Origin of the sequence: Paenibacillus sp. YN15, from assembly GCF_003285005.1 — a bacterium.
Classification (GTDB): Bacteria; Bacillota; Bacilli; order Paenibacillales; family NBRC-103111; genus Paenibacillus_AR.
In genome coordinates this window covers 37,931-64,002 of the sequence record NZ_QMFA01000008.1, presented here as the reverse complement: position 1 = coordinate 64,002, position 26,072 = coordinate 37,931, and the positions used below count along the sequence as shown (strand labels likewise).

General features: G+C 51.1%; 25 protein-coding genes and 2 pseudogenes. 16 read left to right on the top strand and 11 right to left on the bottom strand.

What is annotated here, in order from left to right:
- Positions 1-131: 131 nt before the first annotated feature.
- Positions 132-410 (bottom strand): hypothetical protein, encoded by a 279-nt coding sequence (locus tag DQG13_RS09160; protein WP_113019448.1) that lies wholly within the window; start codon positions 408-410, stop codon positions 132-134.
- Positions 411-586: 176 nt separating this feature from the next.
- Between DQG13_RS09160 and DQG13_RS09155 the strand changes: the two genes are divergently transcribed.
- From DQG13_RS09155 to DQG13_RS09130, 6 genes and pseudogenes are all read left to right on the top strand, one after another.
- Positions 587-1,156 carry a beta-class carbonic anhydrase gene (locus DQG13_RS09155; protein ID WP_113019556.1) on the top strand — a complete coding sequence of 190 codons (570 nt, stop codon included), beginning with the start codon at positions 587-589 and terminating at the stop codon, positions 1,154-1,156.
- Positions 1,143-2,156 (top strand): Gfo/Idh/MocA family protein, encoded by a 1,014-nt coding sequence (locus DQG13_RS09150; RefSeq protein WP_258525567.1) that lies wholly within the window; start codon positions 1,143-1,145, stop codon positions 2,154-2,156. The genes DQG13_RS09155 and DQG13_RS09150 overlap by 14 nt, the downstream gene beginning before the upstream one ends.
- 289 nt (positions 2,157-2,445) lie before the next feature.
- Positions 2,446-3,864: an RtcB family protein gene (locus tag DQG13_RS09145; protein WP_113019447.1), complete on the top strand. Its 1,419-nt coding sequence runs from the start codon at positions 2,446-2,448 to the stop codon at positions 3,862-3,864.
- Between the two features lie 134 nt (positions 3,865-3,998).
- Positions 3,999-4,907, top strand: coding sequence for an NUDIX hydrolase (locus tag DQG13_RS09140; protein ID WP_113019446.1), 909 nt, complete (start codon positions 3,999-4,001; stop codon positions 4,905-4,907).
- 86 nt (positions 4,908-4,993) lie between these two features.
- Positions 4,994-5,134, top strand: a pseudogene (locus tag DQG13_RS31185) (NADAR domain-containing protein); the annotation flags it as partial.
- 47 nt (positions 5,135-5,181) lie between these two features.
- Complete coding sequence (locus DQG13_RS09130) at positions 5,182-6,033, top strand: TIGR02452 family protein (protein ID WP_113019444.1); 852 nt, start codon at positions 5,182-5,184, stop codon at positions 6,031-6,033.
- A gap of 366 nt (positions 6,034-6,399) precedes the next feature.
- On the opposite strand, the gene DQG13_RS09125 is transcribed toward DQG13_RS09130, so the two are convergent.
- Positions 6,400-7,293 carry a dihydrodipicolinate synthase family protein gene (locus DQG13_RS09125; RefSeq protein ID WP_113019443.1) on the bottom strand — a complete coding sequence of 298 codons (894 nt, stop codon included), beginning with the start codon at positions 7,291-7,293 and terminating at the stop codon, positions 6,400-6,402.
- A gap of 230 nt (positions 7,294-7,523) precedes the next feature.
- Here DQG13_RS09125 and DQG13_RS09120 point away from each other — a divergent pair, with 230 nt between their 5' ends.
- A complete protein-coding gene (locus tag DQG13_RS09120; RefSeq protein WP_113019442.1) occupies positions 7,524-8,408 on the top strand; it encodes an MBL fold metallo-hydrolase in 885 nt (294 codons plus the stop codon).
- Between the two features lie 439 nt (positions 8,409-8,847).
- Here the strand turns inward: DQG13_RS09120 and DQG13_RS09115 are convergent, their stop codons facing one another.
- Positions 8,848-9,198, bottom strand: coding sequence for a transposase (locus DQG13_RS09115; protein WP_258525566.1), 351 nt, complete (start codon positions 9,196-9,198; stop codon positions 8,848-8,850).
- 230 nt (positions 9,199-9,428) lie between these two features.
- Between DQG13_RS09115 and DQG13_RS30715 the strand changes: the two genes are divergently transcribed.
- On the top strand, positions 9,429-9,566 hold the full coding sequence (locus DQG13_RS30715) for a hypothetical protein (RefSeq protein ID WP_181592663.1): 138 nt from the start codon (positions 9,429-9,431) through the stop codon (positions 9,564-9,566).
- A gap of 381 nt (positions 9,567-9,947) precedes the next feature.
- Here DQG13_RS30715 and DQG13_RS30530 read toward each other — a convergent pair whose 3' ends face one another.
- The 4 genes from DQG13_RS30530 to DQG13_RS09090 all read right to left on the bottom strand — a co-directional run bounded on the left by DQG13_RS30530 (position 9,948) and on the right by DQG13_RS09090 (position 13,388).
- Complete coding sequence (locus tag DQG13_RS30530; protein ID WP_146767125.1) at positions 9,948-11,069, bottom strand: hypothetical protein; 1,122 nt, start codon at positions 11,067-11,069, stop codon at positions 9,948-9,950.
- Between the two features lie 473 nt (positions 11,070-11,542).
- Positions 11,543-11,977: a hypothetical protein gene (locus DQG13_RS09100; RefSeq protein ID WP_113019438.1), complete on the bottom strand. Its 435-nt coding sequence runs from the start codon at positions 11,975-11,977 to the stop codon at positions 11,543-11,545.
- Positions 11,978-12,052: 75 nt separating this feature from the next.
- Positions 12,053-12,826, bottom strand: coding sequence for a DUF4367 domain-containing protein (locus DQG13_RS09095; protein WP_181592662.1), 774 nt, complete (start codon positions 12,824-12,826; stop codon positions 12,053-12,055).
- Positions 12,819-13,388 carry an RNA polymerase sigma factor gene (locus DQG13_RS09090; protein ID WP_113019436.1) on the bottom strand — a complete coding sequence of 190 codons (570 nt, stop codon included), beginning with the start codon at positions 13,386-13,388 and terminating at the stop codon, positions 12,819-12,821. Before DQG13_RS09090 ends, DQG13_RS09095 begins: the two co-directional genes overlap by 8 nt.
- A 281-nt stretch (positions 13,389-13,669) precedes the next feature.
- Here DQG13_RS09090 and DQG13_RS09085 point away from each other — a divergent pair, with 281 nt between their 5' ends.
- Complete coding sequence (locus DQG13_RS09085) at positions 13,670-14,419, top strand: DUF4184 family protein (RefSeq protein WP_113019435.1); 750 nt, start codon at positions 13,670-13,672, stop codon at positions 14,417-14,419.
- A gap of 70 nt (positions 14,420-14,489) precedes the next feature.
- Here DQG13_RS09085 and DQG13_RS09080 read toward each other — a convergent pair.
- A pseudogene (locus DQG13_RS09080) lies at positions 14,490-14,678 on the bottom strand (PEP-utilizing enzyme); the annotation flags it as partial.
- An 81-nt stretch (positions 14,679-14,759) separates the two neighbouring features.
- Between DQG13_RS09080 and DQG13_RS09075 the strand changes: the two are divergent.
- Positions 14,760-15,704: a 5'-nucleotidase gene (locus DQG13_RS09075; RefSeq protein ID WP_113019434.1), complete on the top strand. Its 945-nt coding sequence runs from the start codon at positions 14,760-14,762 to the stop codon at positions 15,702-15,704.
- Positions 15,705-15,740: 36 nt separating this feature from the next.
- Here DQG13_RS09075 and DQG13_RS09070 read toward each other — a convergent pair whose 3' ends face one another.
- Together DQG13_RS09070 and DQG13_RS09065 are read right to left on the bottom strand one after the other, a co-directional pair.
- Entirely contained in the window at positions 15,741-16,352 is a 612-nt protein-coding gene (locus tag DQG13_RS09070) for an SGNH/GDSL hydrolase family protein (RefSeq protein WP_113019433.1), read from the bottom strand.
- A gap of 138 nt (positions 16,353-16,490) precedes the next feature.
- Positions 16,491-17,138, bottom strand: coding sequence for a hypothetical protein (locus tag DQG13_RS09065; RefSeq protein ID WP_113019432.1), 648 nt, complete (start codon positions 17,136-17,138; stop codon positions 16,491-16,493).
- A gap of 174 nt (positions 17,139-17,312) precedes the next feature.
- Between DQG13_RS09065 and DQG13_RS09060 the strand changes: the two genes are divergently transcribed.
- A complete protein-coding gene (locus DQG13_RS09060) occupies positions 17,313-18,506 on the top strand; it encodes an SEC-C metal-binding domain-containing protein (protein WP_181592661.1) in 1,194 nt (397 codons plus the stop codon).
- Between the two features lie 30 nt (positions 18,507-18,536).
- Positions 18,537-19,355, top strand: a complete 819-nt coding sequence (locus tag DQG13_RS09055; RefSeq protein ID WP_113019430.1) for a nitroreductase family protein — start codon at positions 18,537-18,539, stop codon at positions 19,353-19,355.
- An 84-nt stretch (positions 19,356-19,439) separates the two neighbouring features.
- Here DQG13_RS09055 and DQG13_RS09050 read toward each other — a convergent pair whose 3' ends face one another.
- Complete coding sequence (locus DQG13_RS09050) at positions 19,440-19,853, bottom strand: VOC family protein (RefSeq protein ID WP_113019429.1); 414 nt, start codon at positions 19,851-19,853, stop codon at positions 19,440-19,442.
- A gap of 333 nt (positions 19,854-20,186) precedes the next feature.
- Here DQG13_RS09050 and DQG13_RS09045 point away from each other — a divergent pair, with 333 nt between their 5' ends.
- From DQG13_RS09045 to DQG13_RS09030, 4 genes are all read left to right on the top strand, one after another.
- A complete protein-coding gene (locus DQG13_RS09045) occupies positions 20,187-21,578 on the top strand; it encodes an MATE family efflux transporter (protein ID WP_146767124.1) in 1,392 nt (463 codons plus the stop codon).
- A gap of 96 nt (positions 21,579-21,674) precedes the next feature.
- Positions 21,675-23,948, top strand: a complete 2,274-nt coding sequence (locus tag DQG13_RS09040) for a helix-turn-helix domain-containing protein (RefSeq protein WP_113019428.1) — start codon at positions 21,675-21,677, stop codon at positions 23,946-23,948.
- A gap of 243 nt (positions 23,949-24,191) precedes the next feature.
- A complete protein-coding gene (locus tag DQG13_RS09035; protein WP_397333952.1) occupies positions 24,192-25,169 on the top strand; it encodes an ABC transporter permease in 978 nt (325 codons plus the stop codon).
- A 17-nt stretch (positions 25,170-25,186) separates the two neighbouring features.
- Positions 25,187-26,071, top strand: coding sequence for a carbohydrate ABC transporter permease (locus tag DQG13_RS09030; RefSeq protein ID WP_113019427.1), 885 nt, complete (start codon positions 25,187-25,189; stop codon positions 26,069-26,071).
- Position 26,072: the final 1 nt, after the last annotated feature.

The following is a 26,072-nucleotide window of genomic DNA, read 5'->3' as shown; positions in this document are numbered from 1 at the left end:
GCCGTTTTGCGGAATGTACGGTCGATTTTGGCTTAAATGAACACCTCGTTGCTTATGCTTTGTCAGATAGTAAAGAACCACCACCCTCTCTCATAGAGGGCGGTGGTTCTTTGAGGTTCAAGGAAACCCGTTTACGCTTCGATCAGATAATAGAGTACGCCAGTGATGGGGGCGCCCAAGGCGAGGAGGCCGATGGTTTGGACATTGCCGATGCTGACGGAGAATGTTGTGCCGGCGGGAACGGTGAATTCGAATGTGGGGGCGTTATAACGGGTGATGACCAGGTGAACGGGGCCGGCTGTGCTGGCTACCGTTACCACGCCTCTGGTTCCCAGAGGATCTTGGGCCACATAATAACCTTGGCCGACACCAGGCGCTTGGCTGTAAGGGAATACTAATGAAATTGCCATGTTAGTTCCTCCTTTCTCTCTTTGATACTGATAGTCTATGAAGCTACCATGCGCACGGATACGGACAAGTAACGTATGCAAGAATTTATTTTTTTGAGGGAATAGATTCAGCTCAGTGGACAGAAGCATCCGGGAATGCGAAAATGAAGAATAAAAAAATGAAAAGGGTGAGCACCATGTCGATCTTGCCTAATATGGCGGAGTTTAACCGGCAATTTGTCCAACAGAAGCAATATGAGGCGTACTTAACCGACAAGTACCCGGACAAAAAGGTGGCCATTCTGACCTGTATGGATACAAGGCTGATGGAGCTGCTCCCCAAGGCCCTGGGCCTGAAGAATGGCGATGCCAAATTCATCAAAAACGCCGGGGCTATCCTGACCCAGCCCTTCGGAAGCGCCATGCGGAGTATTTTGGTGGCGGTGTATGAGCTGGGCGCGCGGGAAGTGATTGTAATTGGCCATCACGGCTGCGGTATGACCGAGATTGATCCGGGGCGGATCGTGGATAAGTTCATGGAATTTGGCATCGACCCGCTTGTTATTAAAACCCTTGAGCACTCCGGTATCCGGATGGAAAAATTTCTGCGCGGCTTTGAAAAGGCGGAGGACGGCGTTTTGCACAGTGTTCGCATGATCCGCAGGCATCCCCTTTTCCCCAAGTCTGTGCCTGTACACGGCTGCGTTATGGATTCGGAGACAGGCAAGCTGGAGATTATTGTGGAGGACTATCGTGAACAAGAGTGAAATAGAGAATCTTCAACGTATCATCTTGATCGGACATGGAAATATCAGTGAGAAGTATGTTTCCGCCATCAAACGTTTCCCGGACAAGGCGGTACTCTCCGGAGTGGTAGGCAGGAATGCAGAGAAATGCCGGGTGTTTGCGCAAAAGCACGGCATTCCTGTTTATGGCACATCGGCCGCGGAGGTGGCGGAGCGTTCCCGGGCAACGGCTGCGGTAATCTGCACGCCCAATGCCCTCCACTATGAGGGAGTGATGGAAGCCTCCCGGCTAGGTCTGCATTGCCTGTGCGAGAAGCCGCTGGATATTTCGGCGGAGCGGCAGCGGGAGATGGTGCAAAGCTGCCGCGAGCAGCGTGTCCTGCTGGCAGTTTCCTATATGAGGCGGTTCATTCCCCATATCCGGGAGTTGAAAAGCTGGATCGATTCCGGCAGACTGGGCCGGATCACTGTTGTGGACGCCGTCATCAAGCACTTCCGGCCCAAGGAGTATTATGACTCCTGGCACGGCACTTGGGAGCTGGACGGCGGCGGCCCCTTCATGCAGCAAGGCAGCCATCTCTTAGATATGGTGCTGTGGTTGGCTGGCGGGTACCAGGAAGTGCTTACGGCCAGAACCTTCCGGGCGTACCATGACATTGAAACGGAGGATCACGGCTACGCGGTGGTCCGTTATGGGAACGGAGCTGTAGGCATGATCGAAGCCTCCACAGCCAGCACGGGGATGAAGAAGGAATATGTGGAAATTACGGGGACACGGGGAAGCATCAAGGCGGATTACGGCGGAATTATCGGCTTTCATGTTCCAGGAGAGGAAAAGCCGGAGTGGCCCGCTGCCAAGCCCAACGATGAGCTGTTTGTGGATTTGCTGGAGGATTTTCTGGCCGCTATTGCCGAAGGGCGGGAGCCGTTTGTTTCCGGCGAGGCCGCCTCGTTGTCCACCGAGCTGGCGTTGGCGATTTACGCCAAAGCCGGGCCCCCTATTTCCCTGGGCAGCCGATAAAATTCCTATATCCATTTTCTCCCGCCGCGGCCCATTGACGGAAGAACGGGATGGATAGTATGATGCAGATAATTCCACTGAAAGGAGACGATGAGCATGACCGGCATTCAACGTACTGCACAACAACTGAATAGGCGATTCCTGCCATCGGTCTCTCGGACTTGTACGAGATAATAGGACCTGTTTTTTAACGCGTCCTATTGCTATCGGAACTTGCAGCCACAGACCAAAAAGGCCTGTGGCTTTTTTAGCCCTTTTTTACCAAAAAATGAGAGGAAAGAATAAATATATGGATACGAATTATTACCGGAAGGTGCAGCTTCCTGCGGGAGATGTGCATGTGTATGCAGGAGACTCTTTGTTTGCGGAGCTGAATTATCAAGTGTTTGAAATGGCCAACAATAACCTGCAAATCCCCAATCAGGTTTATATGAGCTATACCCCCGATGTGCATGTGGGCGTGGGGACCTGCATCGGTACTACTGCTGTATGGCGGACCGCCGACGGCTATGTGTCGCCCTCCATTGTGGGCAGCGACATCGGCTGCGGCATGCGGGTCCATCTCACCAATCTCCACAAGGATGAAGTGAAGGATATAAAGCTCCGCCGCAAGCTGGTGAAGGCGATTGAGAGGCTGCTGCCTGTGGAGGATCATGTACGGGGGCATTTTTCGGACATCCGGCTGGAGCATGTGGTCCTGAAGGGGCTTCATGGCCTGCCGAAAAAGTATCTGCCTGACGGCTACATGCCCCGGAAAAACCGTTCCCTCACCCATGTGGAGCAGAGCCGGTTTAGCCTGGATGAGGAAGCGCTGAATCTGTTCCCTGAACGGGTATGGCACCGGTCCCACCGGCAGCTGGGTACCTTGGGGAATGGCAATCATTTTGTGGAAATCCAGTCCATTGAGATTGCTGAGCCTCTGCGGGGGATCGCGGAAAGCTGGGGGCTATTCGACGGGCAGGTGGCGGTGATGATTCACTCCGGCTCCCGCAACTGGGGAGGGTCGGTGAGCCAATACTGCGGCAGCCTGATGAAAAAGATGATGCATAAGGAAGGCCTGGGCACCGCCGATCCCAATCTGCTGTTTGCGCCCCTGGCCCACCGGGAGGGCCGGAACTATGTGAACCTGCTGTATTCCGCCCTAAACTACGCGGTGGTTAACCGCCATCTGATTGCCTATGCGGTGCGGGAGGCGGGCAAAGAGGTGTTCGGGTCCAAGTTTGAGATGACGGTGCTCTATGACCTGATGCACAACTACGCGTGGGAGGAAAAGCATGGGGAGGAGTCATACTTCGTCCACCGCAAGGGCGCTACCCGCGCCCTTCCCGCCAACCATCCGGATAACCCGGAGCCGTACCTGGAAACCGGGCATCCCGCCTTGATTCCCGGCTCTATGGGTTCCTCCTCTTATATCATGGTGGGAGCGCCTGGAGGCAAGGAGAACTTCTATTCCATCTGCCACGGAGCCGGTCGAATCCGCTCCCGCAATCAAACCAAAAAGCTGATTACTGTGGATGCTTTCTCTGCAGCCTTAAAGGTGGGGACGGAGGATGAGGTGGTGGTCAACCACAAGTCTCTTGAAGCGCTGGTGGATGAATCCCCTCAAGCCTACAAGGATGTGGACCAAATCATCGAAAGCGTGGTTGGCGCCGGGCTGGCCCAGGTGGTAGCTAAGTGCAAGCCCTTGGCTGCGGTGAAGGGAGTCTAAGCGGTCAAGATCGTAATATATGCAGTAGAAGCCCGGGCAGCCGGGCTTTTTTCTTTTCCACAACTTGACATAAAGTCATGAAGATATATAATATTAATTAGATATTATCAAATTAATAATAACAGGTGATGAAAATGGCCGACTCCAGCCTCCGTGACCGGAACGGGCTGACGGAACAGGAATTTTTGGGGCAATATGATGCGAGTGTCTATGAGCGGCCGTCGGTGACGGTGGATATGCTCATTTTTACGGTGTTCGATAAAGAGCAGGATAATTACCGGAAGCTGCCGGAGAAGGCGATGCAGCTGCTGTTGATTAAGCGGGGGGAGCATCCCTACCTGGGGCAATGGGCGTTGCCCGGAGGGTTCGTGTCGGTGTATGAAGGCCTGGAGGAGGCGGCGCAGCGGGAGCTTTTAAGCGAGGCCAATGTCGGAAATCTGTATATGGAGCAGCTGTTTACCTGGGGAGACGCGGACCGGGACCCCCGCACGCGGGTGATCAGCACGTCGTATATGGCGTTGGTGGACCGGATGGCGCTGGATGTGAAGGCCGGGGATGATGCGGATGATGCCCGCTGGTTTGAGGTGGGCTGCCGACTGGTTCAGGAGAAGAAAACCATGCTGGAGGACGGCTACGAGCTGGAGCGTTTGATCCGCGTTTCCCTGGTTCATGAATCGGAGTCCCTCGGCGCAACAGTAAAGGTGACCACTGCTTTTGTCGGCCGGACGAAACGGGTCAGCCGGGAGATCGTGGAATCCGAGGGGCTTGCTTTTGACCATGCGAAAATTATCGAATACGCCATTGAACGGCTGCGCAACAAAATCGAGTACACGGATATTGCCTTTCATCTGATGCCGCCTCTGTTCACGCTGTCGGAGCTTCAGCAGGTGTATGAGGTGATTCTGGGCAAGGAGCTGCTGGCTGCGGCTTTCCGGCGCAAGATCGCTCCCATGGTGACGGAGACCAATGAGTACACCAGGGATGCGGGGCACCGGCCATCGAAACTGTACCGGTTTAATCCCCATTGGGGGAGTCCGGAATAGGAAGAGGAGGGAAGGAGTATGGAGAGGTTTACATTTTTTTACCGGACGGAATCGCCGTTTTCCCAGTGGCATCCCGCTAACTTTCTACGGACCGGATATGGGGCGTGGGGCTGGAGGAGGACGACCCCCGGATCAAGAACCGCGCCACCTGGAGGGGTACCAACTGGCTGGGTGAGATATTGACGAAGCTGAGAGAGGAGCTGCTGGCAGGCGGCGTTATGGAGTAGCTTCCCTCCGAACTGCAACGAAATTTGTAACCATTGGAGTGAGAAAAATGAACATCAATAACCGGGAAGTCCGGTCCCAGATAGCCCGCGAGACATTGAGCATTATGGAAGATGGAGCTTATTTGAACCGGGAGGGAATCCGCGTTGACGTAAGGGCGCAGGTGGAAGCGGCGGTGAGGGATTCCAAGCTGTACACTCCTGAAATGCTGCCGGAAATCAGGCTAGGGGTGGATGCTCGTGTGGGAGGGGCAGTTTCACCTAAAATTGAGGTTACGGATGAATCTACATTGGCTGCAGTACAGAGGCTTGTGCAGGTTGAGGGAGTACCTGGGACCGTGTGCTTGAACTTCGCCTCGGCCAAGAACCCGGGCGGCGGGTTTCTGGGGGGAAGCCAAGCCCAGGAGGAAAGTCTGGCCCGTTCCTCGGCGCTGTATCCCTGCATTTCCCAAATGGAGGAGATGTACCGGTATAACCGGAATCTGAAAACATGTCTATATTCGGATCATATGATTTATTCTCCAAGGGTTCCTGTGTTCCGCGAGGACCGCGGCGGGCTGCTGGAGACTCCATATGCAGTGTCCATGATCACGGCGCCGGCGGTGAATGCCGGAGTGGTACGGGAGAGGGAGCCGGAGCATGTGGCAATGATCGCCCCCGTTATGCTGGAGCGGATCAGGTTCATTCTTTCGGTGGCAGCCCATCATGGGGAAAAGGCAGTGGTTCTGGGAGCCCTCGGCTGCGGCGTCTTCAGGAATAACCCCAGCGAGGTAGCCGGATGGTTCAGGCAGGTACTGGTGGATGAAGGTTACGGCACACGATTTGAACACATTGTATTTGCCATATTGGATAAATCGGCTGGGCAGAGAACCTTGCAGGTTTTCGAGAGGGCGTTTGGGTAGATGCTGGTTGACGGCTATGTGCGGACAAAAAACCAAGAAGCTGGGCGGTATCGAACTGCTTAGCTTCTTGGTTTTTTCAGAAGGGGCAGTCAGCCGGACCCACGATCCGCTATTCAGCGGAAAAACGCCAATTCTGCAGCTGCGCGGACAGAGAATCTGTTAAGCATATAAAAACAGCCGGTTTTGGCCTCCGTAGAGGTAAATAAGGTATCCTGTGTCCGCGAAATTCCCAAATGCGCCAAGATTGCAGAAATAGCGGATCGTGGGTCCAGATGGCAGAGAAGGTGGAGCGGCTTTGAGAGCAGCGGATCGTCGGTCCGGATGGCAGACAGCGTGCGTGGATGGAGTGCAGCCCTCTGAGGGCGCTCAGCCCAACATCTCCGCCCCAGCCAGCTCCGCCTGCTCCTCCGCAGTCAACGGCGTCAGCGGCTCCCGGCAGTTGGCGCCGATCAGACCCAACGCGGCAAAGCAGTGGCGGATGACCCGGACCCATCCGATCCGCCCGCCCAGCGTCAAGCGTGGCTGAAGCTCCGCCAGCAGCTCCCGGGCCTCGCCCTGGCGGCCTTCCCGGAGCAGCCCGATAATCCTCCCCATCTCCAGCGGAAACAGATTCCCCGCTACGCTGGTCAGACCGTCATAGCCCTTATCGAAGGAATGGGCAATGGTCAGGTCCGAACCGGACAGCACCTGGAAGCCGGGGGCAAGCCTCTTTTTGGTCAGAGTCACATGGTCCGGGCTGCCCGCCTCTTTCAATGCCGTGATCCGGGGACATTCCTCTGCCAGGCGGATCAAGGTGTCGGGCTCCAAGGTAAAGCCGGTGCGCAGCGGATTATTGTAAAGCATCACCGGCAGAGAGGTGGCCGCACAGACTGCTTGTACATACTGCGCCCCCTCCTGCTGGTTGGGGCGGACGTATGGGGGAAAGCCAAGCATAATTGCCGCGCAGCCCGCCTCCTCCGCCTCCTTGGCCAACCGGACAGCATCCCGCGTGCGGATGGAAGCGACTCCGGCGTACAAAGGAAGCGCTGGAGCGGCTGTCTTCACGGCCCGGTAAAGACGGATTCGTTCGTCCACAGTCAGCGAGTGCTGTTCTCCCGTTGAACCGCTGACCAGCAGCGCTGGGACTTGATGCTCTGTATAGTAGTCCACCATCCGGCGGATGCCGGCTTCATCCACTGCATCTTCATGGGTAAAGGGTGTGATCATAGCTACACTGTACGGCAAAAAATGCGGAGGGTTCATGGGCGCATTCTCCTTCATTCTGTATATCCTCCCAGTATATCATTTGGGACGCCCAGGTCCAGAGTGAGGCCGCCTTTTCCAGAGCCGGATCAAGTGGGGTTTCAGGTTGCTGGGAATATCCCCGGATTTTTTGGGTATGCCCGACGTGCTGCGAGATAATCGGCGCATACGGGAACGGTTTTCTTTACTCCAAGGAGGAGGACTTGCTAGAATGGAAGTAAAGCTGGTCTATGAAATGGAGGCACAAGATGAATCGTGCACAATCCGCACTGTCCCGCACCCCGCAGGTGCTGATGAGCGAAATCAAGGATACGGCACCTCCGGAGGGCTGTATGGCCCTTTGGTTCTTTGGGCAAGAAAGTATCGTGGCGAAAGGGCGGCATACGGTCATTTGTGTGGACCCGTTCTTTTCCGACCATTTGGAGGTTCTTCATGGCATGAAGCGGACATATCCCTCGCTGCTCCGGCCGGAGGATGTGGTTTACGCCGATCTGTGTTTGATTACTCATGAGCATGACGACCACCTGGATATCAAAACCTTGCCGGCCATAGCCGCCCAATGTCCGCAGGTCCGATTCCTGGCTCCCCCTTGCTGCCGTCCCATTCTGGAGAAGCAATGCGGGATTGATCCGGAGCGGATTATTGACGCTCTTACCGGACAGTGGATGGAGCTGGAGGGGCGGGAGGGAGAACGGGTCCGCATCCAGCCGGTGCCCGCGGCCCATGAGTCCCTGCAGAACACCGGAAGCGAGAGGGAGCACCGGTTCGTAGGCTATTTGGTGGAAATGAACGGCGTTGTTCTGTATCACGCAGGGGACACGGTGATATATCCCGGCTTGCCGGATTTACTTCGCCGGGAGCGGGTCGATGTAGGCATGCTGCCTATCAACGGCAGGGATTACTTCCGCAACAGCCAGGGTATTATTGGCAATATGAATATCCGGGAGGCCGCAGAGCTTGCGGCAGTGGCGGAGATGGAAACCGTGATCCCGCTGCATTATGATGTGTTCGCCACCAACAGCGAAAAGCCCGGTTATTTCCTGCAAGAACTGTATGAGCGCACGCCCGAGCAGAAATGCCATGTGATCTTTTGGGGCAGTCTGCACTTACAAATCTTCAAACCCTGCAATTAAAAAAATGAGAAAAGCAACAATAATAATGTGAGCAATTGAAAAAATAAGATGTGCCGACAGCTTCCAATCTGTATCAGAAAGTTCCCACTTTATCAGCAATTGATGAATTAAATAGCCCGCTAAATTTGCAACCAATAGAGACTGTATTAGCCATTTTGAAACAGTAATAAATGCAGGGGTATTATTTACATTTGGTATTAAAAACCAGTTGAAATCCTCGACAACCAAAGAAACAACTATGATTACCCACGCAAAAAAATGAATTGGAACAGCTATCGGGATATTCTCACGAATATGGACCAACTCCCTTGTCGATTTCTTCCTTCCTATTTCAAGATCCAGCCAGAATAAAACAAACTAATTTTACTTGAATCTTGCGAATTCAATGTGAGGATAGCCCAATAGGGAACACGGATAGTGCAATCAGCCAATCGATGTTTTAGGCAGATAACTTGAGTAGCCTGAGAATGTCGAAAAGAGGCTTCTTTTCGAGGGCCTGTAGGTACACATAGACGATGACCTGCCCGAAGTACTCTTCTCGAATGCGGCGTACCACATCACCAAGCGTCAAATCAGCTTGCTTCTCCATCCACTCCTGCCGCTGTGATTCCAGGAAGTTTTGGGTCAGGAACTGGATGGCCCAAAATCGCTGAATGCCCGTAAACGAAAGCAACTGATATTGGTCAAAGCCCAGCAGCTCCTTGAAGTAACGGTACCCCGTCTCGATGTTCCAGCGAACGTGATAATATCGCTGAATGGTAACAAGATCCAACGACACATCCGTGCACAAGAGACAAACCTGTGGTTTGCTCGAAGCCGTGTACTCCTCCTTCCAGGACAGCAACAGCTTGACGTTTTCGATTTCACTAATCGGTCCCTCGTAAGGGTATACCCAAATGTGTCATCTACGATGGGAAACACAAGATGGCGGCGTTCCCCCTGTTTCGCCCGCTTGGCCCGGATTCGAGTCAGGATCATGTCCATCCGCCGCCGTTGCATGCGATTGACGCACCAAGGAGCATGATTCAAGAAATTCGTCGTGCTGCTAAGATGGCGATTACTCTTGGCCGCCTGTTGGATTTGCGTGATATTCTTACGTCCGGCGCAGAGAATGATGCCATGGACGAGGGTAAACAAATGATTCAACTGAGGTTTTGAAAATTCCAGTTTGAGCGCCAAAATGAACTTGACGATCGGCAGGTAGAGGGATACCATAGTATTGGGACATCTCCTTTATCTGGAAATTGGGTGTGGTAACCAAAATTTCTGCAGTAAAGGTAAGATGTCCGTTTTCTATTATGCCGTTCGACAAAGGTTCTGAAATCTTGACTGCTTCCTACACCAACTCGACAGCGATATTTTTGCAAGACTCAAGTAATTTTAATAATTCCAGCTGAAATTTCTATTTTTAACAATACCACAAATCGTTGTCACCTCCATAAATACCAGACGACGCTTTCATTAATTATGTTTCTCTTCGTGAAATTTTTCAAAAAAAATTATAAACCTCGGCATGAAACATACCGAGGTTCACAATACTTACTTCTGGGAATGTTCAAGTTTCCAATACAGTCCTCCGGGAAGATATTCATCATCCGCAACTTCAACCGCGAATACATCTTTGTCTGCCGATAATTTCTTTAATACCTTTACCGGAGCCTTTCCTTCAATTTGAATAATTCCCTTATAAGAAGTTTCTGTTTGGTTCTTTATTTCATCAAGTATTCTATTATCGAAAGAAAATGCAATTCCTGTCTGAATATCTCCATTATTTCCAATACTTCTGGTATATATCCCATCAATATCAAGCTGATTCCTGTACAAATCTATTTTTTCCTTTACTTGTTTGAACTGCAACGGAGAATTGAAAGTAATTACAAATTCACTTTCACTTTCGTCATTAGAATTTGTCAATATTTGTTCAAGCTTTTTCTTGTAGGCCTCCAAATCATCTTTTGTTTTCACTTTTTCATAATTCGGATCACGCTTTTTTAATTTCACTGATGTCTCATCAATGGAGCTTGGCACAGCCGGTACTACTTCCGATAGAGAGACTTGATTAATCACGGAAGCTGGATTTCCTTGCATTTCGGATGTATAAATGCCAGCTAAAGGGTAATCTGATTGATATACAGTATTATAGTCGCACCAACTGCAACTTGGACTAGAACTCAATGACGAATACGCTATCATATATTCATTTGTTGATTGGTTTAGTTTAGTCCAGTACGTCTCGAATTTATATGGATTGTAGGCTTGCAAATCCTGAGGACTTCTTGAAACCACTTCAACTTCATCAATTTCCGGGCCGTCCGACTCGTAATCATATTTGGGATCAGGCAGGTTGCTTGTTGCCCACGTACCTCTAACATTCCCGGTTCGAAGATTATCCCTAATTTCTAAAGTAGGATAAAAGCCAGAAATATCAATATTCGTTACCCTATCAGGATCCCACTTAACATTAGTTAATGCAGCCTGAAAGTCACCAGGAGTGGTTGTCCAAATCAGCGACATGGTGCCTGTGTAGGGTCTTGAGTACTCATAGGGTGTGTTTTCTTCATTAAAGTTCCAAGTATATGGATTTGCCGCATAAGATGTGGATGCCAATAACCCAAAAACCAAAGTTCCCAATAAGGATGTTTTTAACCACCTACGTTTCACATAAATCACTCCTTAAGATAGTCTAGAGAAATTCTCAACATCATTAATTTTCAAATACTCAATAGGATACAGAGTAACAAAATCAAAATAGATAATGCCAACCTAAGAATAATTCTAGTAATCTTCTTGACTGACTAATCTCTTTTAAACAATCGAACTGAAAGCAAACTGAACTTTCCTTCATCCACCTATACAGGATTATTATCCAGTGCCTCAACTCCCTATTTAAGATTTGGCGAAAAGCCTTCTTTTGGCGGTTGAATTGCATTATGTATCTCTTCGCACTCATATAGACGTTCATACATCATTACTTGTAACAAGAAAAAGAAATATTTTTCTATTTTATGATATTATATGAACTTCCTATAAGCAAAAACCATACTTAGATAGTTTCTCATTGAGTCATTTAGTTGGGTTGTATCTACTGAAACAGTGAACAACAAACAATTTTTTCATGCTGATACGTTGATAAATTAATATTCAACACTCGAAGATGTACTGCTGGCTATTTCCAAAATAACATTTCCGCTCTTAATGGCGGCTGTGGTTACCACTCGATATGTATACCCTGAAAACACATAGTAATCCTCTTCAATCAATTTATATCCACTTCCTGAAAAAGAATCGCTCCATGATTTCACTGTCGACCAGCCCGTGCCATCTGAACGCTGAAGCTCAACGGTGAGCATTGAGTCATAATTATCTGTATAAAACACATACCCTGTGGATGTCGACCGTCCCCCGCTATCGATGGAAATTGTTGCTCCAACAAAAGAGATATAATCATAGTAAGGAACAACAATTCCATCTCCCGACACCAAGGTATTGGTGTTAGCCTGTGCAACAGCAACACCGGAAGTGAAAATTAACATGAATGCCAGCATGAATGACACCATCTTTTTACGCACCCTAAAACCTCCTCGTATTATTGTTCATAAATAAAAGACGACTTTAGTTCCCGTTATGTAACAGAGGAGGATAAATTATTTAAGCAATGTTACACTTTCCGACAGTTCAATGATCTTCTCTTTATTTAGACCTGTAGATCTGGCCACAACCAAAAACAAATGAGCTTGATATTTCCATACAACCGTAATTTGCTCTCTTTTTCGTATAACAAGTCCTTCTCCGCCTTGAATATTTGTATGAATCACTTCATCTGCATCTTCAGTATCTACATTCATACCGCCGTTTTCGCTTTGTTGTTGGAACAGAATATGTCCATTATTATCATTTTTATATTCAATCACCTTTAAGTTTTGGTTATTCATTACGTTCACAATATGGTAACCTTCTGGAACCTTGGAGGGCACAAAAGCGGGACTCCAGTCAATCTGCTCATATTCTTCGTTATTCTGTATTGCATCGTTCCCCACCCTTATTGCCGTGTATTCTTTTTGCACTTGAATAAACATATTGAAGACTCTTACCCGCACTGCTTCCACGGTAAAAACTGAAGTAAACAGGAGTATTACAGCTGCCGAAAGAGCAATCATAAGCTTTTGGGATTGAATTGGAAACGGGAACAACAGTTTTTTAAAGCGAATAAATGCAAAGCGGCGATTTATGCGGCTCATGAATCTCTTTTTTTCTGCATCTGAAGGAAGATAGAATGGGTCCTTCCTAAGTTCCTCATTCTCTTCCAGAAATCGTTTCCCTTCTAACTCGGCATAATGAGCCATGAGCAGCCTAATTTTGCTTTCCTCGTATTCTTCCTGAAGGGATTGCTGGTCCATCAGTTTATTTGACTTAAACATGATATTCACCTTTTTCTGACAAGATATGAAGCGCTCGATGTCTTGCTCTCGCAACATATTGCCGGACATGTCTTGTTGGAATATTCAAGAGGTCCCCAATCTGTTGATCTCCCATTTCCATATTATATTTAAAATATAGCAAGGTTCGATCCCGCTCCGATAACTGGAACATAGCCTTTTCTAAAGCTTCACATTCTTCGGTTTTCATATAGTTTTCTTCGGTAGCGGCTTGAAAATCGGGAATTTGTTCTGCTAAATCATCGTCTAAACCAGTATAAACATGATTTGAAAGTCGTGCTTTCTTTCGGATATGGTCAATCGCAACATGCTTGATTGTATTAACGATATACGATGTTGTTTTGTAACAGCTTAGTGAACGCAGAAGCGAAATTTTAGGAATTAACTTTAGAAATGCTTCTTGGATCAAATCGTCCACTACTTCATAATCCTGAACTATGCTACACGCCTTTTTTTTCATTAGGGGATAGTAGCGCTCATATAAATCTGTCATGTATATTTTATCATCATCATTTTCACACGCAGATAGGAAAAGAAGAGACATCCTGTATACCTCCAAGTTGAAACTATGCAGCATTAACAATTACAATTTAGTACGATTGTGGAAATTCTATTAAATTTGAAACCAGCTGACAAACGCCTCCGCGGCTATGATTTTTAAACCGGTTGTATGGAAAAAACATCATATTTGCGGTAGAATCTAAAGGAATTAATCAGGATGAAGAAGAAATGTTAAGTTGCTCAAATAAAAGTATATCGTCAGTTGTTACAAAATGGAAGCCAGAACGTGGGTAATTCAATCTATAATCACAAGGGGGGGCCGCTATGCCTTTTACTTTTTCCCATCCCATCTATGCGCTTCCAATGAAATATATAAGTCCCAAAAAACTTAATGCCACAGGTCTGGTATTGGGAAGTATGGCTCCTGATTTTGAATATTTCATTATGCTGGAGCCTTATAGCAGAATAGGCCATTCTATGTTGGGTTTGATTTCGCAGGCACTTCCTTTAAGCATATTGCTAGCCTTTATCTTTCACCGTATTGTTAAGGAGCAAATGGCAATCCATTTGCCTTCAATGTTTAGTCTGAATCAAAGAGCATATCATGCCATAAAAGAATGGAAGCTTTACAGCACAAACGATTGGATAATTTTTGTATTATCAATCACTGTTGGTTTTTTCTCGCATATAGCATTAGACGCTTTTACGCACAATCAAGGTTATTTTGTCATTCACCTCTCTTTTTTACGTGAAACATACTGGGGTTTGCCATTATTCAAAATATTGCAGCACAGTTTATCTCTATTGGGGCTATTGTTAACTTTTATTTTTATGGCAATTTATCTTCTGAGAACGAGCCCTGTTTCGAATAAAGCGGTGAACGCAACAATGAAGCAAAAACTGTTATTTTGGCTGGCTGCAATAGCATGTTCAATCATTGTCACCGGTTTAAAGCTATTATTCACCCCAAGTAAAAATATCATTGGCATTTTTGTCGTAGCTCCCATTTCCGGCTTGATGTTAGGCATAGCCTTGATCTCTTTAACAATCAAATTAAATAAATCCCTTAGATGAAATGTATTGTCTGCGGGAACAGTCCCGACCCTTTCTCTCTTCCTGTTCCCGCCGCGGCTTATCCCTGCCCTTACAATAGTTCGATATACCCTTCTGTTCCGTGTACGCGAATCCGTTGCCCGTCCTTGATCAATTTGGTAGCATTTTCCACGCCTACAACTGCCGGCAATCCATATTCACGGGCGATAACGGCTCCATGGGTCATCAGCCCTCCCACTTCGGTGACCAAGCCTTTAATGGAGATAAACAACGGCCCGGGGTGAGCGGTTTGTGTATGTATCGCCGCGGACATTCTTGGGGCAGGGGCACAAATAATGAATACCAGGAGGAGGGGAAGGTTTTGCCTTATCCCATTGAGCAAAAATTCGTTGTGGCGGTTGCCTCCAGCGCCTTATTCCAACTGGATGAGGCGGATCAGGTGTTCCGGGAAAAAGGGGAGGAGGAATACCGCACGTACCAGCGGGAGCATGAGCAATCGGTGCTTCAGCCGGGGGTGGCTTTCCCCTTGATCAAGCGGCTGCTGAACCTGAATGGGGATAAGCCTGATGATCAGCCGGTGGAGGTGGTGCTGCTGTCGCGTAATGATCCCGACACAGGCCTGCGGGTGTTCAAGTCCATTGAGCATTATGGTCTGTCCATTTCCCGGGCGGCGTTTGTGGCAGGAGCCAATCCCTTCATTTATATGGAGGCCTTCAATGCTTCCCTGTTCCTTTCGGCCAACCTGGAGGACGTGCGGGAGGCGGTAAGCAATGGCCTGCCTGCGGCGCAGGTATTTCCCTCGAGGTACGTGGATGATGAGGAAGGGCCGGAGCTGCGGATTGCCTTCGACTTCGACGGCATTATTGCCGATGATTCGGCGGAGGGAATTTATCAGGAGCTGGGGATGGCGCAGTTTCATGAAAATGAGCGCCAAAAGGCCCGGGAGCTGCTGCCTCCCGGACCGCTGTTCAAGTTCTTCGGTGAAATCGCCCGCCTCCAGAAGCGGGAGTGGGAGCGGAAGCGGCAGGATGAAGGGTATCAGCCGCGCATCCGCATCGCCATCGCTACCGCCCGGAACGCCCCCGCCCACGAGCGGGTGGTTACCACCCTGCGGAGCCTGGGCATCCGGGTGGACGAGGCTTTTTTCCTGGGCGGCATCGACAAGGGGCGGGTGCTGCGGGTATTTAGGCCGCATATCTTCTTCGATGACCAGGTGGGCCATATTGAAGGAGTGGCCGGTATTTCCCCTTCGGCCCATGTTCCCTTCGGAGTCACCAACACCGCGGCAGTCAGCGCTTCGCAGTGAGATGGATGGTGACGCAGCAGAAGGCAGGACCGGAGCTTACAGCCCGGCCAGGAAGGGCGCCGCCATATCGGCGATCCGCCGGTGTCCTGCTTCGTTGGGATGCAGGCGGTCAGAGGTGAAGTGGGACAGGGTCAGCAGGTTGATGCCGCTTTGCCCATACAGATTCAGCACCGGCAGGGCATAACGCAAGCCTACCTCCTGGACAGCCTCCACGTAGTCGGACAAGCGGTAGCCTGCTCCATTGACGGAGAAGATGTTCCAGCCATCCTTGTCGCGCATCAGCGGTGTCCACAGATTCAGGCGTGAGGCGGGATGAGCGGTGAGGATCTCCTCCACCAGGGCGATGTATGCCCCATAGAAGGTGTGTATGCTCCGTGTTTCGATGGTGCCAAGAGGCATGTCCAGCCGGAAGTCATTGGTGCCGGCGAAGATGGTGATGCAATCCGGCGAGCCTTCAATGGCCTTTCCCATGTGGGTGGTGGCGCCGTAGTCCCGTTCCCCTCCGGCGGTCATGGGGCAGCCGCTTTTGCTCAGGTTTTGAACTGCGGCAAAGCCCAGCGCTTCCTGCACCAGGGGCTGGTAGCCATTGGCCGCTGTAATGCTGTCGCCCAGGGTGGCCCAGGTTTTATCCGTCCACTTGCCGTTCATATAGGTCGAGCTCCTTTGGATTTGAAATGTGGATTGAGTCCCTTTCACCCGGGGCGAAGGGATTCCTCCGCCTCTATTATAGAAAGGCCGGGGCAGCCTGGCTAGTTTACTTTTGGTATGCACCCCGGGCGAGCCGGATCATCCGGCAGTGGTCAGGGCCGTTGCCCCCGCCCCGGCCAGCTCGTGCCGGCTGCGGGCGGCAAGCCGCGGACTGCCGCTGTATGCGGGCTGCGGAACAGCCTCGCGCCATTGCTCCAGCAGTTGCCGCACGGTCCCGCGGAAAATGGGGGCCAGTTCCTTCAACTCCGCCAGATCTCCCGGCGTGGTCAGGGCAGGCGGCTTTTCCAGGCGGACCGCTCCGTTTTCCTGGAGCACCGCAGCTACGAATTGGGAGCAGAAGTAGGTATTTTCCCGGCTCCACGCCCGGTTAAAGGCCACTCCCACAAGCCCCCGTACACTGTATTTATATTCATCCTGGCGGCGGCGCATCTCTTCAACATGGCGCTGCAGCCGCGCATAGACGGAAGAGCTGACAGAGCAGCGGTACAACGCGCAGGAAGCGTCCAGCAGCAGGCCGCTTTTGAGACTTTCCCGGACAAAGCCGCCAATAAACGGATTGCCGGGATTTTTCCGGCCGAAGCTGTAGATTTCCTGCAGCTCCTGATCCAGCACCAGAGAGGCGTGGCTCAAGGGTTGTTTGGTATACCATTTGATCACCCGTGCAAGCATCGTCCCGGAATCGGTTAATAAAACATACACTTGCCTTTCTTTCTTATTTATCATCATATATTTCCCCGCCCGTTCATTAAGTTTTCTGTAGTTCAAGCATACAGGCGGAGTGGCGGTTGCAAAACCATCCCGGGATGTGTTGTTAATCCCGACCTAAGGCGGGCTTCGGAACCGGACCCGGGCCGGAAAAAGCGTTATTCAGGTAAATTATGTAATAAATGGAGTGAAATGATGGAATTCACTGTGCAAGAAATCTACAATGAGACCAATCAGTTGCGTGCTGTCCCGGGAGAACCGCGGACTAAGCTGGCGGAATGCCTTGAGCCCTTAAAAAAGAATATGCTGTCCCTGATTGCCTCCAACCTGGCGCTGGCCGGAAGATCAAGCATGAAAAAGCAGGAGCTTGCCTCTGCGTTGAGCGAGGCTCTGCTTGACCCGGACCGGCTGCTGAGAACCCTTTTCCTGGCCCGCCGGGAGGAGCGGGGACTGTTTCAGCAGCTGTTGAAGCAACCGGTTCTGGAAAGCAGCCGGATCTATCCCGCCCAATATTTATTTTTGCAAGAAAGAGGCGCAGTCTTTACTTATTGGAACGGGGATAAGCTGGCTGTTCTGATTCCGGAGGAAATCCAGCAGGTTTACCGAAGCCTGGAGCTGGACGATTTTTGGAAAAAGTGGGAGCGCCGCCAGCTGATTCTGGATTATATTTTAGCGGCTGTCCATTTATACGGGGCTTGTGAGCGCGGCAAGCTGCTGGAGATTTTTAATAGCCAGAATGCGGAAGCCGCCACAGCGGATGAAATGGACCTAACTGCCCTCAAGCATCTGGCCCGTGAGCAAATGTACAGCATCCATCGGGATTATTGGATCAGCAGTTACTTTAGGGACGAAGGGCGGGAGGAGCTGCCGAAGCTGCTGGAAGGGACCCGCAACAAACCGTACTATATTCCTGATAAGGCGGAATTTCTCCGCTATGCCGATGACCTGTACACCCCTAACACCCTTCAGCTCGAAAGGCTGAAGGCGCATGTGCTGAAGCATATTATACGCGATCGGGAGCTTGCTGATATCCTCGTGGAAAATATCCAGGCAGCCAGCTCCATGGAAGCGCCGCTGGATGAGCTTTTGGACGAGTTTGCCTATCTGGATATTGAAATGTCCGAAGGGCAGATCGGCGCTTTGCTCCCGCTGCTGGTGGAGGTTCACAATAACACGAGAATGTGGATCAACCGCGGCTTCACACCAGTGGAACTGCGGAATCACTTTTCTCCGGAAAGAGCTCCGTTAGCTTCCCGCCCTATGGGGGTGGTATCGGAGGCCGATTTTGGGCGGAGCGCAGCGGCTCCTAAGGTGGGCCGCAATGATCCGTGTCCTTGCGGAAGCGGCAAAAAGCATAAAAAATGCTGCGGCGCCGTGAAAAAAGAATAGGGAGATTGTGCAGAGAGGAGGAGGCTGACAGTGAGCATTCTTACGGTGGATGAGGAAGCCTGTATGGTTTGCGGAATTTGCGAGGAGGTTTGTCCGGCGAATTATATTCTGATGAATGATGCAGGGCCGCAGGAGGCGGACGGTGGGCGGTGCATAGCCTGCGGCCATTGTGTGGCTGCCTGCCCGTCGGAGGCGCTGGATAACAGCCGGACTCCATTGGCCGCGCAAATCCCTGTGCGCAGAGAATTGCAATGGGATGCGGCAGGAGCCAGACAGTTCCTGCGCTCCCGCCGTTCGGTACGGGTTTACCGGCAGGATCAGGTCTCCCGGGAGGCGCTGACGGAATTGCTGGACGTGGCCCGGTTTGCGCCTACCGCCAGCAACACCCAGAGCATCACCTTCCAGGTGATCAGCGGCAAGGAGCGGCTGGACCGGATCTGGCAGGCGGTGATTGCCTGGATGGAGGAGCAGGTGGCCGCTTCGGGAGGCAGGGGCTTCAGCTATTTGAAGCTGCATATTGCCGCCGCCCGCCGCGGGAAGGATACCATTCTGCGCGGCGCGCCCCATCTGATTCTCGCCTTGGCTCCGAAGCAGCTGACCCAGCATACGGCCAGGAGCAACGCGGAATTTGTGCTGGCTTACGCGGAGCTGTATGCCCCGAGCCTGGGGCTTGGCACCTGCTGGGGCGGCTTCGTCCAGCATTGCGGCTTCAGCGGCTATGAACCGCTCTTGCGGGAGCTGGAGCTGCCGGAGGGCACACAACTGGCCGGCGCCGTTATGGCCGGTTATCCCAAGTACCGGTATACCCGCCTGGTGGACCGCAATCCGCTGGAGATTTCGTGGAAATAAGGACAATACCTTAGCTGAAAGAAAAAGCACACGACGCCTGTCCCGGCGCAACGTGTGCTTGTTTCTGTTTATCTCGGAAAAGGCTTATCCCTCCTGGCTCAATTGCCAGCCAATGCCGAACTTGTCTGTAAGATTGGCATAGGCCTTGCTCCAGAAGGTTTCCTGCAGCTCCATGTGCACGGTGCCGCCTTCCTTCAGCTTGTCGAAGTAGCGCTTCACTTCGGCAGTCTCCTTGCTGACCACCGTAATGCTGATGTTATTGCCCTGGACATACGGATGGCCGGGGAATACATCGGAACACATAACCGGGGTGCCGTGAATGGAAAACTGGGTGTGCATAATCAATGCTTTGGCCTCTTCCGGAATCGGGTGGGACGGATCTCCCGGGGCATCGCCAAAAGCCATGAAGACAGGCTTGTCCGACTCGAACACATCCGCATAGAACTCGACTGCTTCCCGGCAATTGCCGTTGAAATTGATATAAGGATTGATAGCCATATTCACAGCTCCCTCTGTTATTTAGTGTCAGACTCATCTTACTATCATTCTATAGTATTGGCAAATTTATGTCCGGCTTATCCCGATTAAATCCGTTTTGGCTGAAAGTTCCGTTGACGAACTGGTAAAAGAGGTGTATCCTCAATCAAGTATGCCCTAATCGGCGGATGCCTCCGCGAAGCCGGGCTTGTGTTTACCCGTCGTACTGCCGCTCTTTCTCTGTGAAAATGCGCTTCCACCAGGTATTTTGACCAGGGGATTGTATTTAAGCTCTTCGTATAGAAGAGTTTTTTCCTTTATTACGACTATTTTACCAGAAAAGAATGTGATGACATGGGACAGCAAGCTTTATCAAAGAACAAGCCCGGTCTCCTGGAAAAGTATTTCACCGGAGAATCCATGGATTACCGGCAGATTGTTGCCTTATTTATTCCGATCCTGATTGACCAGCTGTTTGTAATCGGCTTGAACCTGGTCAACACCGCCATGGTCAGCTCCTACGGAGTGGCCGCCATCAGTGCGGTGAATATGGTGGACTCCCTGAACATCTTTCTGATGCAGGTGTTTATTGCCCTGGCTACCGGCGGAACGGTAGTGGTGGCCCAATATAAGGGCAGCGGCAATGGCTCCATGGTATCCAGATCGTCGGCGTCCTCCGTGACCATCGTTTCCCTGGTAGCCTTAGTCATCGGCGCTATTGTGGTGGCATTCCACAACCCGATCCTGCATCTGCTTTTTGGCACTGCCGAAGCGGATGTGATGGCCAATGCCAGAACCTATCTCATCGGCAGCGGCATTTCCTTCGGCGGCGCCGGCATTGTCCAGGCGGTGTGCGGCGCGCTGCGGGGTACAGGCAAAACAAGGGCGTCGCTGGCCTTGTCGCTGATTACCAACATCTCATACGTGGCCCTGAACGGCGTATTCATTTACCTGCTGGGCATGGGCGTAACCGGAATGACCATTGCCGTAAACATCGCCCGGTATCTTGGGGCGGCTTGCTCCATCTTCTACCTGATCCGGATGGAAACCACTATGGGTCTTCGGATCGCCGATTTTTTCCGTGTGCAGGTGTCCATGCTGAAAAAGATCATGTTCATCGGACTGCCCTTCGCGGCGGAGCAGATGTTCTTCAACGGCGGCAAGCTGCTGACCCAGATTTTTATCGTCAGTCTGGGCACCTATGCCATTGCCACCAATGCCATCGGCAATACCATTGCCGGGTTGGCCCAGATTCCTTCCGGAGCCTTGTCCCTGACCATTGTTACCGTAGTGGGCCAATGTATGGGGCGGCGGAATATCCAGGATGCCCGCAAGTTCGTGAAATCCTTTATCGTCCTGTCTTCCTTGTCGCTCTTGGCTATGGCGCTGATTCTGCTGCCGTTGTTCCATCCGCTGGTCAGCCTCTTCAATCCGCCGGATGAAATTGTGCATGATCTGTTTATTCTGACGGTGATCAATTTCGCCTTCCAGGTGCCGCTTTGGTCCATCAGCTTTATTACGCCTGCCGCGCTGCGGGCCGCCGGGGATTCCAAATTTACCTCCATTGTTTCCATGCTCACCATGTGGCTGTTCCGGGTGGTGCTGGGGTATATTCTTGGCATTATGATGGGCTACGGCATCATCGGCGTATGGCTGGCCATGAACTGCGAATGGGGTGTGCGCGGCGCCATATTCCTGTGGCGGTATCGGGGGAGCAAGTGGTATGCCCACCGCGTGATCGATTAAAGCACAAATGCAATGAAATGATTATTCCCTGTTAAAACCTTTTTCGATTATGATATACTTTCAAGGCAAAGGTCACTTTAATCGGGGGATGTGACGATGATCAGAGAGACAAGGTATTTGCGCAGATTGATCGGGTTTGGATTGCTGATAGGGATGCTTCCTGTAACATTGCTGGGTTTTTTCTCCTACAAAGGATGGTCTTCCAATATTCAGGAAAAAGTAAATGAAGCCAATGTGCAGCTCCTGCAGCAGACTCAAATGACCGTGGAGCAAATGCTGAAGACTCTGCAGCATTCGGCGGTCCGTTTTGCCAATTCTCCAACGGTCAATACCTGGATCGACAAGCCGCTTACCTTTCAGGATTTCCGGTTAATCGATGATATTCAGACGGATCTGACGGCTCTGTCCGGTGTTCAGATGGAGATGTTCAAGCCTCAATTGATGAGCACCAGCATGAAATGGGCGGTTACCCCGGAGGAGCTGGGAACGGTTTCCGTTGAGGATGTGGAGTATTACACCAGCCAGCCTGACAATTCGTATTGGTTAAGTGGCGGGAGGGAAGCGGCGGCTGACGGGTCCGGAGAAGTCGCTCTGGTCGTGAAGATTCCGCTTAATCTGAACACCCCGACCGGTCTTCTGGTTGTGCGGATCTCAGGTCGGGATATCAATAAGCTGCTTCTGAAGAACAGTCAGCCCGGAACGGTGATGGTTCTGGATAATCATTGCCGGGTGCTGGCCGCTGCTGACGAAACCATGGTGGGCACGGATCTGCAGGCTGTTCCGTATGTGCGGACGATCAGCGGCACGAACGCTTCCAACGGCTATATCGAGTCCGAGGTCAACGGCGATACCGCGGGTATCAGCTTCATCAAATCCAGATACAACGGCTGGACCTATCTGTCTGTCATCTCGATCAAGGACATTACGAAGGAATCCACAATGATCGGCTGGCTGACGCTGGGGGTAAGCATTTTCCTTTTGATTGTAATCGCTTCCATCGCTTGTGTGATATCCTTAAGAATGTATAAGCCTGTCCGGGGCCTGTACGATCTGGTCATCCGGACGGCGGGAATGCCGGAGACGAATAAGCGGGCCCAGGATGAATTCGGTTTCATCAGCGAGCGGATCAGCCGATTGGACAACAGCAAGAACCGGCTTGCCGAACAGTTGAACCGGCAGATCGAGCCGCTGAACGACTTTCTGATGATTCGGCTGATTCAGGGGGAAATCCGGCCGAGAGAAATCGCGGACCGGTTGAAGATGCTGGACTATCGGGAGTCCTGGAGCAGCCTGTGCATCGTAGCGGTGCAGATCGATACGATGGATGGGACCCCTTACCGGGAGGGGGACAAGGATCTGATGCTGTTTGCCATCAAAAACATCGTCAACGAGCTGTCCACCCAAAAGAACATGCTGCGCTCCGTCCTTACCGACCAGACGGTAGTAGCTATATTGGGAGGCAATGAGGAGAGCACGGAGCATTTCAAGAATAACGTGTATTCTCTGGCGGAGTCCTTCCAGAACGCTGTCAAGCAGTATTTGAGGCTTAAAGTGAGCTGCGGCATCAGCCGGGCATATGCCAGCTTCGCGGAGCTGCCCCGGGCCTATGAAGAAAGCATGGATGCGCTGAAATACAGGGTGAAGCTGGGTCATGAATCGATCCTGTTCATTGAGGACATGGAAGCGGGGGAAGGAAGGCTTGCGTATCCGGAGCATATGGAGTCCCAACTGCTGGATGCGATCAAGCGGACGGATTACGAGCAGGCCCATCTGCTTCTCAATGAGTGGATCGAGGTTGTTTTTAACAGTGAAATGCGGCTTGACGAATATCAGATTTCGTTGGTCCGCCTGCTGAGCCAGATTATGAGGGTGTCCCAGGATTCCGGCGAGCCGCTGCGGATCATGGATCTGGAGAGCAAATCGATTATCAACAAGCTGTTCGAGCTGTCAACCAAGGAGGAAATCAGGCTTTGGTTCACCCATTCGGTTCTTGATCCGGTTATCCGGCTGCTGGACGAGCGCAGAAGCGAGAAGTACCGCGATATTGCCAATGAAGTGATCGGGATGATCCATGAGGAATACACGACCGATCTGACGCTGGAGGTCTGCGCGGAGCGGCTCCATTATCATCCCAGCTATATATGGCGGGTACTGCGCCGGGAAGCCGGAATCAGCTTCAGCGATTACTTGTCCCAATACCGATTGAAGGTGGCCAAGGAATGGCTGGAGCAGACAGACATGACCATTACCGAAATCGCAGAGAAGCTGCAATATAACAAGGCCCAAAATTTTATCCGCTACTTCAAGAAAAACGAAGGGATTTCGCCTGGAAAGTACAGGGAGGCCTTCAGACAAGACAGCATCTCCTAAGCCTTCAGCTTGGGAGTTTTTTGTGCATGTATGGATAGTCTCTTTGCATGGACTGAGCTTGCGGCATGCAGTCTTGATCTTGATTATGCGCGGATCAAAGCATGGCTGGACCGGTTTTTTCAACAAGCAAGGAGCTGATTATATACGGTTAGGGAAGCGGATGATACATTGAAGGCGTCAACGTTGCAGCGGGATGCACCCGTTGCGAAGATAGGGCGCGAATAGATAGGAGGAGATGTTTCGTTGATTGCTGCAAATAAAGCGACCGGGGAGGTACCGTCCGCCGGTCATACGGCTGGGAAGTCTTTGGTCAGGAAAAACAAGATACTCCGCAAGCTGGTGAAGGACCGCTGGATCTATGTCCTGCTGCTGCCGGGGCTCCTGTACTTTCTGGTATTCAAATATGTCCCCATGTGGGGAGTGGTGATTGCCTTTAAGGAATACAACCCCTTTCTGGGCATGATGGGCAGCCCGTGGGTGGGCTGGGAGCATTTTGAACGCCTGTTTCACGACCCTGATTTTACCATGCTGCTTAAGAATACGATGACGATCGGGCTATACAAGCTGGTGTTCTTCTTCCCGGCGCCGATTATCGTGGCTTTGCTGCTGAATGAACTGCGCAAGCTGGTATTCAAGCGTTTTGTCCAGACCATGATCTATATCCCGCACTTTATGTCATGGGTTGTGGTGGTGGCCATCTCCTACGTGCTGTTCACGACAGAAGGCGGAGTATTGAACCTGCAGCTGGAGCGGATTTTCGGTCATTCCTTCAATATCCTGTTGAGTGCCGAATGGTTCCGGACCCTGTTTGTGGGGCAGATCATCTGGAAGGAAACAGGCTGGGGGACGATTATTTTTCTGGCTGCGCTGGCCGGCGTCGATACGGAGCAATATGAGGCGGCCTTTATCGACGGAGCCAACCGTTGGCAGATGACCTGGAACATTACACTGCCGGCAATCAGCAGCACCATTGTGATCATGCTGATTCTGCGTTTGGGTGATTTTCTGGAGACCGGGTTCGAGCATGTATTCCTGCTGCTCAATCCGATGAACCGGGAGGTTGGCGAGGTCTTTGACACGTATGTCTATCAGATGGGACTTGCCAAAGGACAGTACAGCTACAGCACGGCGGTAGGGCTGTTCAAGTCGGCTGTTGGCCTGGTTCTGGTTATGGTGGCCAACTATACAGCCAAAAAAGCCGGTCAGGAAAGTCTATATTAAACCGGAGGAGCATGAGGATGAACAGGTTCAAAACAAAATCCCTCGGAAGCGTCCTGTTTGACAGCTTCAACGTGGTGTTTCTTACTCTCTTTTCGCTTGTAACCGTGCTTCCGTTTATCAATATTCTTGCCGTTTCGCTGTCCACCTCGGAAGGGCTGAAGGCGAAGGATTTCATCCTGATTCCAAGCGGGTTTTCTCTGGATGCATACAGGTATTTGTTTACAACGGAAGCTGTTCCGAGAGGCCTCCTGGTTACGGTACTCATTACATTAGCCGGTACGGCGATCAATCTGATTTTTACACTGACGATGGCTTATGCGCTGGCCAAAAAAGATCTGATGGGCAGGAAAACAGTCATGCTGCTGGTCACCTTCTCCATGCTGTTCAGCGGCGGAATGATTCCCTCTTACCTGCTGATCCGAAACCTGAGCATGCTGGATACCTACTGGGCTTTAACCGTTCCGGGGGCGATCAGCGCGTTCAATCTGATTATCATCAAGAACTTCTTCCAGCAGCTCCCGCCGGGTCTGGAGGAGTCCGCCAAGATCGACGGAGCAAGCGACATCGGGGTTTTATGCCGGATTGTGCTTCCGCTGTCCATGCCGACCATCGCAACCTTCACCCTGTTCTACGCGGTAGGGCATTGGAATACATTCTTCGCGGCAATTATTTATATGAATGATTCTGCAAAGTGGCCGATTCAGGTTGTTCTGCGCCAGATCGTGATCCTTTCATCCCAGCTTGGGGAAAACGGTGATTTCGACGCAGCGGCAATCAGCGCTTTGTCAGAATCGATCAAGATGGGTGTTATTGTAGTCGCGACCCTTCCCATCCTGCTTTTATATCCGTTTTTGCAAAAGTACTTTGTAAAAGGGGTTCTGTTGGGATCCATCAAAGGGTAAT